The organism is Geodermatophilus sp. SYSU D01186, from assembly GCF_054050215.1.
In genome coordinates, this window is the sequence record NZ_JBJGYW010000024.1 from 24335 (window position 1) to 38325 (window position 13991).

At 76.3% G+C, this 13991-nt stretch carries 13 protein-coding genes; 8 read left to right on the top strand and 5 right to left on the bottom strand.

The features are described from left to right. Nucleotides 1–4: 4 nt before the first annotated feature. The gene (locus ACI784_RS17360; protein ID WP_457014291.1) at nucleotides 5–1006 is read right to left on the bottom strand and encodes a universal stress protein; all 1002 of its coding nucleotides are present in this window, start codon (nucleotides 1004–1006) and stop codon (nucleotides 5–7) included. Between the two features lie 294 nt (nucleotides 1007–1300). Here ACI784_RS17360 and ACI784_RS17365 point away from each other — a divergent pair, with 294 nt between their 5' ends. The 5 genes from ACI784_RS17365 to ACI784_RS17385 all read left to right on the top strand — a co-directional run bounded on the left by ACI784_RS17365 (nucleotide 1301) and on the right by ACI784_RS17385 (nucleotide 5767). Next, the gene (locus tag ACI784_RS17365; protein ID WP_457014292.1) at nucleotides 1301–1969 is read left to right on the top strand and encodes a CBS domain-containing protein; all 669 of its coding nucleotides are present in this window, start codon (nucleotides 1301–1303) and stop codon (nucleotides 1967–1969) included. 10 nt (nucleotides 1970–1979) lie between these two features. Beyond that, nucleotides 1980–2873, top strand: coding sequence for a universal stress protein (locus ACI784_RS17370; RefSeq protein ID WP_457014293.1), 894 nt, complete (start codon nucleotides 1980–1982; stop codon nucleotides 2871–2873). Further along, nucleotides 2870–3286: a flavodoxin domain-containing protein gene (locus tag ACI784_RS17375; protein WP_457014294.1), complete on the top strand. Its 417-nt coding sequence runs from the start codon at nucleotides 2870–2872 to the stop codon at nucleotides 3284–3286. Before ACI784_RS17370 ends, ACI784_RS17375 begins: the two co-directional genes overlap by 4 nt. Nucleotides 3287–3389: 103 nt before the next feature. Further along, nucleotides 3390–3851 carry a pyridoxamine 5'-phosphate oxidase family protein gene (locus ACI784_RS17380; protein WP_457014295.1) on the top strand — a complete coding sequence of 154 codons (462 nt, stop codon included), beginning with the start codon at nucleotides 3390–3392 and terminating at the stop codon, nucleotides 3849–3851. Between the two features lie 77 nt (nucleotides 3852–3928). Further along, nucleotides 3929–5767 (top strand): GAF domain-containing sensor histidine kinase, encoded by a 1839-nt coding sequence (locus tag ACI784_RS17385; RefSeq protein WP_457014296.1) that lies wholly within the window; start codon nucleotides 3929–3931, stop codon nucleotides 5765–5767. On the opposite strand, the gene ACI784_RS17390 is transcribed toward ACI784_RS17385, so the two are convergent. The 3 genes from ACI784_RS17390 to ACI784_RS17400 form a co-directional block, all read right to left on the bottom strand. Further along, nucleotides 5655–6332, bottom strand: coding sequence for a response regulator (locus ACI784_RS17390; RefSeq protein ID WP_457014297.1), 678 nt, complete (start codon nucleotides 6330–6332; stop codon nucleotides 5655–5657). The genes ACI784_RS17385 and ACI784_RS17390 overlap by 113 nt on opposite strands. 321 nt (nucleotides 6333–6653) lie before the next feature. After that, nucleotides 6654–9290 (bottom strand): GNAT family N-acetyltransferase, encoded by a 2637-nt coding sequence (locus ACI784_RS17395; protein WP_457014298.1) that lies wholly within the window; start codon nucleotides 9288–9290, stop codon nucleotides 6654–6656. Continuing rightward, nucleotides 9287–9493 carry a hypothetical protein gene (locus ACI784_RS17400; protein ID WP_457014299.1) on the bottom strand — a complete coding sequence of 69 codons (207 nt, stop codon included), beginning with the start codon at nucleotides 9491–9493 and terminating at the stop codon, nucleotides 9287–9289. Before ACI784_RS17400 ends, ACI784_RS17395 begins: the two co-directional genes overlap by 4 nt. Nucleotides 9494–9850: 357 nt before the next feature. Here ACI784_RS17400 and ACI784_RS17405 point away from each other — a divergent pair, with 357 nt between their 5' ends. Together ACI784_RS17405 and ACI784_RS17410 are read left to right on the top strand one after the other, a co-directional pair. Next, nucleotides 9851–10036, top strand: coding sequence for a hypothetical protein (locus tag ACI784_RS17405; protein ID WP_457014300.1), 186 nt, complete (start codon nucleotides 9851–9853; stop codon nucleotides 10034–10036). Beyond that, on the top strand, nucleotides 10033–10386 hold the full coding sequence (locus ACI784_RS17410; RefSeq protein ID WP_457014301.1) for a DUF5655 domain-containing protein: 354 nt from the start codon (nucleotides 10033–10035) through the stop codon (nucleotides 10384–10386). The genes ACI784_RS17405 and ACI784_RS17410 overlap by 4 nt, the downstream gene beginning before the upstream one ends. 10 nt (nucleotides 10387–10396) lie before the next feature. On the opposite strand, the gene ACI784_RS17415 is transcribed toward ACI784_RS17410, so the two are convergent. Continuing rightward, nucleotides 10397–11434, bottom strand: a complete 1038-nt coding sequence (locus tag ACI784_RS17415; protein WP_457014302.1) for an alcohol dehydrogenase catalytic domain-containing protein — start codon at nucleotides 11432–11434, stop codon at nucleotides 10397–10399. 130 nt (nucleotides 11435–11564) lie between these two features. On the opposite strand from ACI784_RS17415, the gene ACI784_RS17420 reads away from it, so the two are divergent. Further along, complete coding sequence (locus ACI784_RS17420; RefSeq protein WP_457014303.1) at nucleotides 11565–13973, top strand: glycoside hydrolase family 65 protein; 2409 nt, start codon at nucleotides 11565–11567, stop codon at nucleotides 13971–13973. The last annotated feature ends 18 nt before the right edge of the window (nucleotides 13974–13991 follow it).

Consider the following 13991-nt stretch of genomic DNA (forward strand, 5'->3'; position numbering starts at 1 on the left):
CCGATCAGGGGTGCGCGGCGACGGACGCCGACCGGGGCGCCGGGGCGACCCCTCGGGAACGCTCCGGGTGGACCACCATCACCGGGCACGGCCCGTGCACCACGCAGTGGAGGGCCACGGACCCGAGCAGCATGCCGGCCAGCCGGCTGCGGCTGCGGCTGCCGACGACCAGCAGGAGCGCGCCCTCGGACCGGCGCACCAGCACCTCCCCCGGCGTCCCGACCTCTACCACGACGTCGACGCCGGCGGGACGGGTCTGACCGAGGGCGGCGGCCACCACGCGCTCGCCACGCCGGCGGGTGTCCTCGAGCGTCTCGGGGACCGGGGGCGCGACGATCGCGACCTCGCTCCAGTACGGCTCCGGCTGGGCGACCATGACCGCCTCGACCTCGGCGCCGGACCGCCGGGCCTCCTCCACCGCCCGCACCAGGGCCTGCTGCGCCACGGCCGACTCGTCGATGCCCACGACCACGCGCGCGGCCTGCGGCTGCAGCGGCGCGTGGACGACGACGACCGGGCACGGGCTGTGCACCGAGCAGTGCAGGGCCACCGACCCGAGGAGGGTGCTGCGCACGCCGCCGCGGCCCCGGCTGCCCACGACCAGCAGCCGGGCCCCCTCCGCCCGCCGCACGAGGTACTCCGCCGGCGCACCGGCGGCCACGACGACCTGCACGGGGGTGGCCGCCGCGTGGGGCACCGCCATCACCCACGGGTCGCGCATCGCCTCGGCGACGAAGGCCCGCGCCCGGGCCTCGGTGTCCGACCGGACGGTCTCGATGCGGCGGGTGTCCACCAGGTACGGGTCGGCCCAGTAGTCGTCCACCGGGAAGGCGCTGAGCACCTCGACGTCGTCCCCGGACCGCGCCGCGGCGGCCAGCGCCCAGACCAGGGCGGCCCGGGCTCCGGATGAGCCGTCCACCCCGACCACGATGCGGCCCGGGGCCGCGTGCCCGGGACGGTCACGGGCGCGGTCGCCCGGGTCGGTCGTCGACGGCTCGCCGCTCACCGCGACCACCTCGCTCTCCGCCGGGTCCCTCCCGGACGGGACGAGCGTCGGCCACCACGCAGCCGGGGGACGCTGGCCCACGTCCCCCGAGCCGGGGACCTTCGTCCCGGGAGACGGCCGGCAGCCCGCCGACCCCGGAGCCAGGAGGGTCCGCACCCCGCCCGCCCGGCGGGGCCCGCGTCCCTCCCGGCCCAGGAGGGACAGAGGTCCCGCGCCGCTGCGCCCGGCGACCCTGGGGCGGGCTCGCCCCCCTCCCTAGCGTCCGGACCAGCAGCCCGTCCCGGAGGAGGAGCCGTGCAGGCCAGAGACGTCATGACCCGCGAGGTCGTCACCGTGGGGCCGGAGACGTCCGCCAAGTACGCGGCGGAGGTCATGGCCGAGCGCGGCTTCGCGGCCCTGCCGGTCGTCGACGAGGAGGACCGGGTCGTCGGCATCGTCGCCGAGGCCGACGTCCTGCGGGACCGGGTGCCGCAGGACCCCCGGCTCCACCTGCGGCGGGACGGCCAGTCACGCGAGTCGGTCCCGTCCCTGCTGGTGCACGGCGTCATGACGCGGGAGGTCCGCACCATCGACGCCCGGGCGGACGTCGCCGACATCGCGCGGCTGTTCGTCGACGACCGGCTGCGCAGCGTCCCCGTGGTCGACGGCGGGCGGCTGGTGGGCATCGTCAGCCGGCGCGACCTGCTCCGTGCGCTGGTCCGCCCGGACGAGGAGATCCGCCACGACCTGCTCCGGCTGGTGGAGGGCTACACCGGCGAGCTCGACTCCTGGTCGGTCTCCGTCGCCGACGGCCTGGCCACGATCCAGCGGGTCCGGGGCGTCCCCCAGCCGTCGCCGGCCGTGGAGGAGCGCGCCCTGACCGCACTCGCCACGACCGTCGGCGGTGTCGTCGGTGTCCGCATCGGCGCCGCACCGGACCGTGCGGCTCCCGCGCCGGCCCGGTCGGCGTCCACCCACAGCTGAGGAGACGGTGATGACCGGGCCCCTTCCCGTGCTGGTCGGGTTCGACGGCTCGGACGCGTCGCGTGCCGCCGCGTCCCTCGCGACCACCGAGGCCCGGCTGCGGCACGCACCGCTGCGGCTCGTGCACGCCCTGTCCTGGCCGCTGGGCGGCGTCGCCGCCGCCACCGACCAGGACCCGGAGCCGGGCACGGTGCTCCAGTCGGGTGCGGAGGCGGTCCTCCGGGACGCCGCGGCCGGGGCCGCCGAGGCCCTGGGCGCCGACCGGGTCAGCTGGTCGGTCGTCCCGGGCGACCCGGTGGAGGTCCTGCAGGCCGCGTCCGCCGAGGCACAGCTGCTCGTCGTCGGCAGCCGTGGCGTGGGAGGCGTCGCCGGCCTGCTGGTCGGTTCCACGGCCAGCGGGGTGGTCGCGAACCCCCCGTGCCCGGTCGTCGTCCTGCCCGACGAGACCGACGTCGTCGTCTCGCGGCGGACCTCCGTCGTCGTCGGCGTGGAGGGACGCCGGCGGGACGACGCGGTCCTCGCCTTCGCCTTCGCCGAGGCCGCCGCCCGGGGCACGGACCTGGTCGCCGTCCACGCGTGGCAGGACGCGGTCCTGGAGACCTCGTTCCAGTCGATGGGCCCGCTGGTCGACTGGGCCGGCGTCCGCGCCGACGAGGAACGGGTGCTCGCCGAGACGCTGGCCGGGTGGCGGGAGAAGGAGCCCGACCTGACCGTCCGTGAGGTGGTCGTGCGCGAGCGCACCGCCCGCGCCCTGGTCGCGGTGAGCCTGACCGCCCAGCTGCTCGTCGTCGGGCACCGCCACCGCAGGCCGTTCGCCCGGCTGGGCTCGACCACCCACGGGGTCCTGCACCGTGCCGGCTGCCCCCTCGCGGTCGTCCCCGTCCCGGCCGACGGTGCCCGGTGAGCGGGGCCGCCCTCCGCGTCCTGGTCACCGCGGCGAGCCGGCACGGATCGACCCACGAGATCGCCGACGCGCTGGCCCGTTCCCTCGCGGAGGGAGCTCCCGGAGGGGACGCGCTCCTGGTCGTCTCCTCGGTGCCGGCCGAGCACCGCCCCGACCCGTCGGCGTTCGACGCGGTGGTCCTCGGCGGCGCGGTGTATGCCGGGCGCTGGCTGGACGCGGCCCGGGACCTGGCCACGGTGCACACGACGGCGCTGCGGATGCTCTCGTTCGGGGAGCGGGCCATGGCGACGGCCATGCGAGCACCTGTCGGGGACTTGCGGGACTGGGCGCCGGTCCGGGCCTGGGCCGTGCGGATCGCCTCCGCCCTGAGCCACCGGTCGGTTCCGACGTCGGTCGCCGGGACGCCGGGCTGAGCCGCGCGGCCGCCGTCGCGCCGGCGCGCCGGCGCTCCTCCCGTCGCCCGCCCGGGACGAGCAACGGCCGGGTCGTCCACGCTGCGGGGTCGGGAGGACGGACGTGCCCACGACGGATGCGGACCGGGCGTTCGAGGTCCTCGGCGAGGCCGAGTGCCGGGAGCTCCTGACGACCGCACGCAGCGGGCGGCTGGCGTTCACCCAGCGCGCCCTCCCCGCCATCCAGCCCGTCTCGTTCCGCCTCCACGACGGCTCGATCGTCATCCCGGCGCACGCCGACGACGAGCTCTCCTCGGCGGCCAGGGGCGCGGTCGTCGCCCTCGAGACCGGTGACCGGGACGACGATCGCAGGCTCGAGTGGAGCGTGTCCGTGGTGGGTCCGTCCCGGCTCGTCACCGATCCGGCCGAGATCGCCACCTACGACTCCCTCGGCTGGGGACGACCGATGAGCGCCCCGGACCGCTGCTACGTCACCGTGGTGGTGGGGCTGCTGCGCGGCTGGCGCACCGTGCCCGCGCACCCGCCGACCCACCACGGTCCGGCTCGTCCGGTCCGGCCGGCCTGACCGCCCCCTCCCGCGGCGGGTTCCCCTCCCCCGTGCGTCGTGCCAGGCTCGATCCGGGAGGGGGAGGTGGCCGGCCCATGCGCACTCAGCAACCCGGACCCCAGCCGGAGCCCGGAGCCGCGCCGCTGAGCGGGATGCGGCTCACGGAGCTGCTCGAGGAGGTTCAGGACCGGCTGGCCGCCGTCGCCCGCAACCAGGCCCGGATCCAGCACCTGCTCGACGCCTTCCTCACCGTGTCCACCGGGCTGGACCTGGAGACCACCCTGAGACGCATCGTCGAGGCCGCGGTCGACCTGGTCGACGCCCGCTACGGCGCCCTCGGCGTGCTGGCACGGGGCGGCGGCCTGGCCGCGTTCATCCACGTCGGCATCGACGACGACCTCGCCGCCCGGATGGGGTCCCTGCCCGAGGGCAAGGGCGTGCTCGGACAGCTGATCACCGACCCGTACCCGCTGCGCATCCCCGACCTCGGCCGGCACCCCGCCTCGGTCGGCTTCCCGCCGCACCACCCGGAGATGCACTCCTTCCTCGGGGTGCCCGTCCTGGTCCGCGGCGAGGTCTTCGGCAACCTCTACATGACCGAGAAGCAGAACGGGGAGTTCACCCCGGAGGACGAGGCCGTCCTCACCGCCCTCGCCGGCGCGGCCGGCATCGCCGTCGACAACGCGCGGCTCTACGCGGAGGCCGAGACGCGACGGAGGTGGACGACGGCGGTCTCGGACGTCCGGGCCAGCCTGCTCGACGCCACGTCGCCGGACGACGCGCTGTGCCTGATCGCCACCCGGGTCGCCGAGCTCACCGACGCCCACGCCGCCTGGGTCGTGGACCGGCCCTCCCCGGGCGAAGACAGCTTCCAGGTCCGCGTCCAGGTCGGCGACGGGCTCGACGATCGGGCCGGGCAGTGGCTGACGACGGCGGGCAACCCCCTGCTGGGCGCGGCCACCGACGGCGTCGTCGTCATGGACGTGCGTGGTGTCGATGACCCGGAGCCCCGCGCCCAGGCCGACTGGGGCTCCTGCATCGCCGTCCCTCTGCGGGGGGCGCACAGCGAGCACGCCGTGCTCATCGCAGGCCGGCGTGCCGGAGCGCCTCCCTTCGACACCGGCACGGCACCCCTGATCGCCTCCTTCGCCGACCAGGTGGCCGTCGCACTCGACCTCGCGGCCCGGCACCGGCTCGCCCGCCGCCTGGACGTCTTCGAGGACCGCGACCGCATCGCGCAGGACCTGCACGACCACGTCATCCAGCGGGTCTTCGCCGCCGGCCTGGCCCTCCAGTCGGTGCAGCCCAGGGTGGCCGATCCTCAGGTCGCACGACGGATCGGCGAGGTCATCGGCCAGCTCGACCAGACCGTCCGCGACATCCGGACGACGATCTTCGACCTGCACACGACCGCGGACGACGACCGGTCCACCAGCCTCCGGCGACGCGTCCTCGACATCGTCACCGAGACCGCCGGACCCGACCTACAGCCGACCGTGCGCATGTCGGGGGCCGTCGACAGCCTGGTGACCGGTTCCCTGGCGGCCGACGTCGAGGCCGTGACCCGGGAGGCGGTGAGCAACGCCGCGCGGCACTCCGGCGCCGGCCACGTCGTCGTCACCCTCGACGTCGCGGACGAGGTCGTGCTCGAGGTGGTGGACGACGGCCGTGGCATCGATCCGCGCGCGGCGCGGAGCGGCCTGCGCAACCTCGAGGACCGCGCCGGCCGGCGAGGCGGCGGGGTGGTCGCCGAAGCGGTGCCGGACGGCGGTACCCGGCTGCGCTGGTGGGCTCCCCTGGCCGACCCCGCCTCAGCTCCGGTCAGTCCCGCCGGGATGCCGCCGGGGAGCCGCGCAGCTCCGTTGCCAGCACCGCGGCCTGGGTCCGCCGCTCCAGCCCCAGCTTCGCCAGCACGTGCGAGACGTAGTTCTTGACCGTCTTCTCGGCGAGGAACATGCGCTCGCCGATCTGCCGGTTGGTCAGTCCCTCACCGATCAGCGCGAGCACGGTGCGCTCCTGCTCGCTCAGCGTGGCCAGGGGACCGGTCGGCTCCGCGGCCCGGCGCAGCCGCTCCAGCACCGCGGTCGTGGCCGTCGGGTCGAGCAGGGAGCCGCCCGCCGCGACGACCCGGACCGCGCTGACGAGGTCCTGCCCGAGGATCTGCTTGAGCAGGTAGCCCGACGCCCCGGCCATGATCGCCTCGAACAGCGCCTCGTCGTCGCTGTAGCTGGTCAGCATGATCACCTTGAGCTCGGGCATCCGGGACCGGAGCTCCCGGCACACCGAGACGCCGTCCCCGTCCGGTAGGCGGACGTCCAGGATCGCCACGTCCGGCCGGACGGCGGGGATGCGCGCCAGGGCCTCCGAGGCGGATTTCCCCTCCCCCACCACCGTGAGCCCCGGATCGCTCTCCAGCACGTCGGCCACCCCGCGGCGGACCACCTCGTGGTCGTCGAGGAGGAAGACCCCGATCCTGCCCTCACCACTGTCCGCGTCCACCGGCCACTCTCTCCGCCGCACTGCCGACCCGGGCGGCACCCCACCACGGCTTCTCCGTGGTCCCGACGCCGACGCTAGGTCCTCAGCCGGCGAGCCGATGGGAGGCCAAGGTCCCGGCACACCAGGGCCTCCGCCCATGATCACCAGCCCGGCGCCGAGCTGGCCGCGGGCGAGCCGCCGTCCGCGCAGCAGGTGCGGGACGCCGACCAGGCCGAACGCCGTAGCGGTGGAACCGAGGGCGTTGAGCACCCCGCAGGCCTGGTAGAGGCCACTCCTCCGCCCCCGTACCGGACCTCCCCGGGGGCGTGCCCCCGCCCCGCCTCAGACCGGGAGGGCCCGCGCCCGCACGTCCAGTGCCACGGCGCGCCGCACGTCGACGACGAGCGGGTTGACCTCGATCTCCACCACCTCGGGGACGGCGTCGGCCAGCCAGGCGACCCGCCGCAGACAGTCGGCCACCCCCGCGCGGTCCAGTGCCCGCCCGTGTCCGGTCGCGAACAGCCCCGTCGCGGCGAGCATCTCCTCGGCGTCGGCGTCGCCCAGCGGGGCCAGCCGGTGCACGCGGTGGCCGAGTGCGTCCGTGGCTCGGCCGCCCGGCCCCAGCGCCACCACCGCACCGGCCGACGGGTCCCGCACGGCCCCGACGAGGACCTCGTCCCCCGGCGCGACCACGGGCTGCACGACGGCACCCAGCCAGTCGTCCCCGGCCCGCCCGGCCCACTCCGCCACGACGGCGGCGGCCTCACGCGGATCGGTGACCGGGAGCCGCAGCAGCCCCGCGTCGCCCTTGTGCACGACGCCGCGGACGACGCCCTTCACCGCGACCGCGCCGGGGACCGAGGACGCCGCGATGCCGGCCTGGGCCGGGGTGGTCGCCCAGTGCAGGGGCACGAGGGGCAACCCGGCCGCGCCGCACAGCGCCGTCAGCTCCTCCGGCAGCAGCCAGTCCCCCTCCGATGCCCGACGGCACACCGCGGTGACGACGTCCCGGGCCGCCCGCACGTCCACGCCCGGCGGCGGCGACACCGGACCGGGGAGACGCGACAGCCAGGCCCGTCGCCGGGCGGCGGCGCCGAGCGCGCGGGCGGCGGTGGCGGGTTCGGCCACGGAGACGAGGAACCGGCCGGCGGGGTCGCCGGGCAGGTCGATCCGCTCGACGGAGGTGGGCCGGCTCAGCCGGACGTCGACGACCGGCGTGCCCTCCGGGTGGCGCTGCACCGCCGCCGCCACCGCCGGGGCGGGGTCGCTCACCCCGGTGGGTGCGGTGACGGTGACGACGGCCGCGATCTCGGGCGCGTCGAGTAGGCAGGTGAGTGCGGCGCAGAACGCCGGCACGCCCACCGCGGCTCCCGCATCCACCGGGTTGCCGGTCGCCGCCAGCGGCGGCAGCAGGTCGCGCAGCCGCGCCTGCAGGTCGGCCGGCAGCGGGTCCACCGGCAGCCCGGCCGCGACCAGGGCGTCGGCGGCGAGCACGCCGCCCCCGCCCACGTTGGTGAGGACGGCGACCGTGCCCGCTGCCGGCAGGGGCTGCCCGCGCAGGAGCGCCACGGCGGCGGCCAGCGTGGTCAGGTCCGGCACGGTCTGGATGCCGGCCGTGGCGTACGCGGCCTCCCGTACGGCCCGCGGCGTGGCCGCGCGCGCCGTGTGCGAGGCGGCGGCGCGGGCGCCGGCACCGGAGGTGCCCGACTCCACGGCGAACACCGGCACCCGAGCGCTCAGGTGGGCGGCGGTCCGCGCCAGCCCCCGGAGGTCGGGTTCGGACTCCGCGTAGAGGGTCACGGCCTCCGTGTCCCCGTCCTCGTCGAACCAGGCCAGCAGGTCACGGGCACCGACGTCGTAGGCGTCCCCGATCGCCGCCATGGCCGACAGCCCCAGTCCCATCCGCTGCCAGGCCGCGACGGTGGCGATCACGATGCCGCCGGACTGCGCGACCAGCCCGATGTCGCCGGCCGGGCATGCGGCCCCGGCGAACGTGGCGTCCAGGAAGGCCGGCGGCCCCGGCGCGGCGACGCCGACGCTGTTGGGCCCGACCAGCCGCATGCCGGACCGGGAGGCGAGATCCCGGAGGCGGTCGGGCAGGCCGGGGATGCCGCCGACGCCCCCGCTGAGGACCAGCACCACCCGGACCCCGGCCCGGCCACACCCCGCGACGACCTGCTCCACGGCGGCCGCCGGCACGGACACGACGGCGAGGTCGACCAGCCCCGCGAGCTCCTCCACCGTGGGCCGGCAGCGGACGCCGTCCAGTTCGGAGGCCGCCGGGTTGACGGGGAACACCTCCCCGCGGAAGCCCGACGCGCGCAGGCCGCGCAGCACGGCCCGGCCGATCGACGTCTCCGACCGGCCGGCGCCGACGACCGCGACCGAGCGCGGGCGGAAGAGGGCCTGCAGGCTCGCGGCCGCCGCGCGGCGGTGCCGGTCCTCGTTCGCGGCCTCGTACCGGCCGTCCGGGTGCAGGGCGACCTCCACGGTGATCTCGACGCCCTCGCGGGTGACCTCCAGCGGCAGGCCCAGGTCGGTCAGCACCTGCAGCATCGGGCCGTTCTCGGCCAGCACCTGCGCCTGGAACCGGTCGACACCCAGCCGCCGCGCGGTCGCGGCGAGCTCCTCCAGCAGCACCGTGGCCACTCCCCCGTGGCGCGTCCCCGGGTCGACGACCGCCGCGACCTCGCCGGTGGTGGCGCCGGTGGGCAGGAGCTGGACCACGCCGACGAGTCGGCCGCGGACCCGGGCGCCGAGGTTCACGGCCCCACCGGCGGGGTCGAACGTCCGGCGCACGTAGCCGGCGAGGTCCGCGGGGTGCATCGTGGCGAAGCGCAGGTACCGGTCCCGGTCCGGCAGGCGCTCGTGCAGGGCGAGGGCCTCGGCCGCGGCGGCGGGACCCAGCGGCTCCACCAGGACCGGTGTCCCGTCGCGCAGCAGCGCCCGCGTCGGGCGACTCCCGCCCGGAGGCGTCACCGTCCCGTCCCCCGGGCGACCGCCTCCGCGGCTGGCACCTCCGCCGGGTCGCCGGCCAGGACCTCGCGGGTCAACCGGTCCATCACGGCCTCCTCGTCCACCGGCACGGTGAGCACACGGACACCGTTGGCCACCAGCCGCTCGCTCGGCCTGCCCCACAGCTCGCGGGTGCCGGCGCGCAGGGGCAGCAGCCGGGCGCACACCCGTTCCCGGACCTCCTCGGAGTGCGGGCGGTGGTCCGCACCCGGGCGGCCTCCCCGTCCAGGCCCGCGATCTCCGCCTGCAGCCGCAGGTGCGGGGTCCGGACCGCGACCTCGAGCGACGAGGACCCGACGTTCACGCAGAGGACCGCCTCGGCCACCGGTCCACCGTCGGGCCCGGGCGGCGGCGACGAGCAGGGCCGAAGGGCCCGAGCGGCCCGCCGGAGGGCGCCTCCGGTGGGCCGCCGGCGGTGCGTGACCGGACCCTCGACACCGATCCGGGACCTCCGGCTCTGCCGCCCGGAGCCGGGATCGGCTGCGCTTCCCGTGACGCCGGCGCGCCCGGGCCGAGGAGGCAGCGTGATCCTGGACCTGGCGACCTCGCTCCGCGAGGAGCTCGCCGTCCGCGGCCGGGTGACCTCCGGGGGGAGCGGCGACGCGGCCACCGCTCCCGACGTCGGCCTGCCGGCCGGGTGCATCGGCACCGGCCTGGCCGAGCTGGTCACCGTCGCGCGGTCGGTCCCCGCGCCCGGCCGGACCGGGTGAGCCCGCAGGAGTTCTTCGCCGCCAGTGCCACGGGACGGGCGGTCTTCGAGCGGGTGACCGCGGTCCTGCGTGGCACCGGCGCGCAGGTGCGTGTCACGCCCAGCCAGGTGGCCTTCCGTCGCGCTCGCGGCTTCGCCTGGCTGTGGCTTCCCGGCCGGTACCTCGCCCGCCCCGGAGCGGAGGTGGTGCTCTCCCTCGCCCTGGGCCGCGCGGACCCGTCACCGCGGTGGAAGGAGGTCGTGCACCCCTCCCGGTCGCACTGGGTGCATCACCTGGAGCTGCGCGATGCCGCCGAGGTGGACGACGAGGTCGCCGGCTGGCTCCGCGAGGCCGCCGGGCGGGCCGGGTGACCGGCGTCGGTCACCGGAGGACGGCGACCTTGAGAGCGCCCGAGGCCACCGGGTCGGCGAACAACTCGTAGGCCTCGCGCACCTGGTCGAAGCCGAACCGGTGGGTGACGATCCGGCCGGCGTCGAGCTTCCCGGCCTGGAGCATGCGCAGCAGCATCGGGGTGCTGGTGGTGTCCACCAGGCCGGTGGTGATGGTGACGTCGCGGATCCAGAGGTCCTCGAGGTGCAGCGTGGTGGGCCTGCCGTGCACGCCGACGTTGGCCACCCGCCCGCCGGGCCGGACCACGTCCACGGTCAGGTCGAACGTCCCGGGCAGGCCGACCGCCTCGATGCCGACGTCGGCCCCCAGCCCGTCGGTCATCTGCCGCACCGTGCCGGCGACGTCGTCGTCGGGCGACAGGGCGAGGGCGGCGCCGAAGGACGTGGCCGCGTCCCGCCGGGCCGGCACCGGGTCGACGACGACGATCTGCTGGGGCGTGTAGAACCCGGCGGTCATGACCGCCGCCAGCCCGATCGGCCCGGCACCGACGATGACCACGGTGTCGCCCGGGCGCACGCCGCCGTTGAGCGCCCCCACCTCGTAGGAGGTGGGCAGGATGTCGGCCAGCATCAGCGCCGCGTCGTCAGGGACGCCCTCCGGCAGCCGGTGGACCGAGCCGTCGGCGAACGGGATCCGCACCGCCTCGGCCTGCACGCCGTGGGCGGTGTGCCCGAGCAGCCAGCCGCCCCCGCCCCGGCACTGCCCGTAGCGACCCTCCCGGCAGTACCGGCACCGGCCGCAGGAGCTGATGCACGACATCAGCACCCGGTCGCCGGCACCGACCGTGCGCACGCCGGGCCCGACCTCGGTCACGGTGCCGACCGCCTCGTGGCCGAGGACCGTCCCCGGCGCCACCTCGGGCACGTCACCGCGCAGGATGTGCAGGTCGGTGCCGCAGATGGTGAACCCGTCGACGCGGACGACGACGTCCTCGGGGTCCTCGATCCGCGGGTCGGGGACGTCCTCCCACGACCGCTTGCCGGGGCCGTGGTAGACCAGCGCCTTCATGACCGTCCTCCTCGGCTGTCGGTGCGCCCAGCGCACTCGCGGCTCCGGCGGGGCCGGAGTGCCGAACGTCCCGACCGCGAGGGCCACACAGCAGCCGTCGGCGCGGGCGCCCCCGGGCAGGCTCGCCCCTGTGACCCGCTGGCTGTTGCGGTACGAGGGGCTCGACCCGGACCAGGAGGCGCTGCGGGAGGCGCTGTGCGCGCTGGGCAACGGCCGCTTCGTGACCCGGGCCGCGGCGCCCGAGTCCCGCGCCGACGGCGTGCACCACCCCGGCACCTACGCCGCCGGGGTCTACAACCGGCTGGTCGACGAGGTCGACGGCCGCCGCGTCGCCAACGAGAGCATCGTCAACCTGCCCGACTGGCAGTCCCTGACCTTCCGGACCGGCGACGGGGACTGGCTGGACCTCTCGGCCGTCCGGGTCTCCGACTACGTGCAGGAGCTGGACCTGCGGCGCGGCGTCCTCACCCGCCGGTTCCGGATCGAGGACGACCAGGGACGCCGGACGCGGGTCGCCCAGCGCCGGCTGGTGTCGATGGCCGAGCCCTGCCTGGCCGCGCTCGACTGCGCCCTGGAGGCGGAGAACTGGTCCGGACCCCTCACCGTCCGCTCGGGCCTCGACGGCCGGGTCACCAACTGCGGCGTCGCCCGGTACCGGGGGCTCTCCGACCGGCACCTGGTCGTGGAGGAGTGTGGGGTCGACGACGACGGCGTCCTGACGCTGACGGCGCAGACCAACCAGTCACGGATCCGGATCGGGCTGGCCGCGCGGCACCGGGTCCTCGTGGACGGCGGAGAGCACCCGGTGGCGCCGGTCCCCGTGACCGAGCAGGGGTTCGTCGCCGTCGACCTGACGGTGGAGGCCGCCCCCGGGCGGCTGCTGACGGTCGAGAAGGTGGCCGGCCTGTACACCTCGCGCGACCGCGGCATCGGCGACCCGGGCGAGGCCGCCCTCGACGAGGTCACCCGCGCCGGTCGGTTCGACGACGTGCTGGCCCGGCACGAGCTGGCCTGGGGGCGGCTGTGGCACCGCTGCGACGTGCGGATGGACCCGCAGGGCCGCGCCTCGCTGACGTTGCGCCTGCACGTCTTCCACCTGCTCCAGACCGTCTCCCCCCACAGCGTCGACCTCGACGTGGGCATCCCGGCCCGCGGGCTGCACGGCGAGGCGTACCGGGGGCACGTGTTCTGGGACGAGGTGTTCGTGCTGCCCTTCTACAACCTCCGGTTGCCGGAGGTCGCCCGCGCGATGCTGCTGTACCGGTGGCGCCGGCTGCCGCAGGCCCGGGCCGCCGCGCGGGCGGCGGGGCACCGGGGCGCCATGTTCCCCTGGCAGAGCGGGGCGACCGGGCGCGAGGAGTCGCAGACCGTGCACCTCAACCCCCGCTCAGGGCACTGGCTCCCGGACAACTCGCACCTCCAGCGGCACATCGGCCTCGCGGTGGCCTACAACGCCTGGCGCCACTACGAGGCCACCGGCGACGTGGACTTCCTCGAGCAGTACGGCGCCGAGCTCGTCCTCGAGGTGGCCACCTTCTTCGCGGACCTGGCCACCTACGACCCCACCGACGACCGGTTCGGCATCCACGGGGTCATGGGTCCCGACGAGTACCACGACGCCGTGCCCTGGGGCGACGGGCCCGGACTGGACGACAACGCCTACACCAACGTGATGGCGGCCTGGACGCTCACCCGCGCGCTGGAGTGCCTGGACGTCCTCCCGCCGCAGCGGCGCGGCGAGCTGCTGGACCTCGTCGGCCTCGGGCAGCACGACCTGGAGCACTGGGGGCACGTGAGCCGCAAGCTCCGCCTGTGCTGGCTCGACGACGACGTCATCAGCCAGTTCCACGGGTACGAGCGGCTCGAGGAGCTGGACTGGGCCGCCTACCGGAAGCGCTACGGGGACATCAGCCGGCTGGACCGCATCCTGGAGGCGGAGGGGGACTCGACCAACCGCTACCGGGTCTCCAAGCAGGCCGACGTGCTGATGCTCTTCCAGCTGCTCACCGCCGACGAGCTGTACGCGGTGCTCGACCGGATGGGGTACCGGTACGACCGGCAGACCATCCCGCGGACCGTCGCCTACTACCTGGCCCGGACCTGCCACGGGTCGACGCTGTCGAAGGTCGTCCACTCCTGGGTGCTCTCCCGCGGCGCCCGCCGGAAGGCCTGGGGGTGGTTCCTCGAGGCGCTGGAGAGCGACATCGCCGATGTCCAGGGCGGCACCACCGGCGAGGGGATCCACCTCGGGGCCATGGCCGGCACCGTGGACCTGCTCCAGCGCGCCTTCACCGGGCTGGAGACCCGCGAGGACGTGCTGTCCCTGGACCCCGCACTGCCCGAGGCGCTGACGGCCATGCGGTTCCGGGTGCGCTACCGCGGCCACCGCGAGGTCGAGGTGACGATCACCCACGACGCCCTGACGATCGGCGGCTCCGGGCAGCCGGCGGCCGAGCTGCCGCTGCGGGTCCGGGACGCCGAGCACCGGTTCGACCCCGGCGGTGTCCTGGAGGTCCCGCTGCCCCGCACCCGCGGCTGACCCGGAGGTGACGCGCCC

What these genes read in the sequence shown, in the direction of transcription:
- ACI784_RS17385 (WP_457014296.1), top strand. Translation starts at nt 3,929, where the DNA reads ATGCGCACTCAGCAACCCGGACCCCAGCCGGAGCCCGGAGCCGCGCCG.
- ACI784_RS17415 (WP_457014302.1), bottom strand. Translation starts at nt 11,434, where the DNA reads ATGAAGGCGCTGGTCTACCACGGCCCCGGCAAGCGGTCGTGGGAGGAC.
- ACI784_RS17370 (WP_457014293.1), top strand. Translation starts at nt 1,980, where the DNA reads ATGACCGGGCCCCTTCCCGTGCTGGTCGGGTTCGACGGCTCGGACGCG.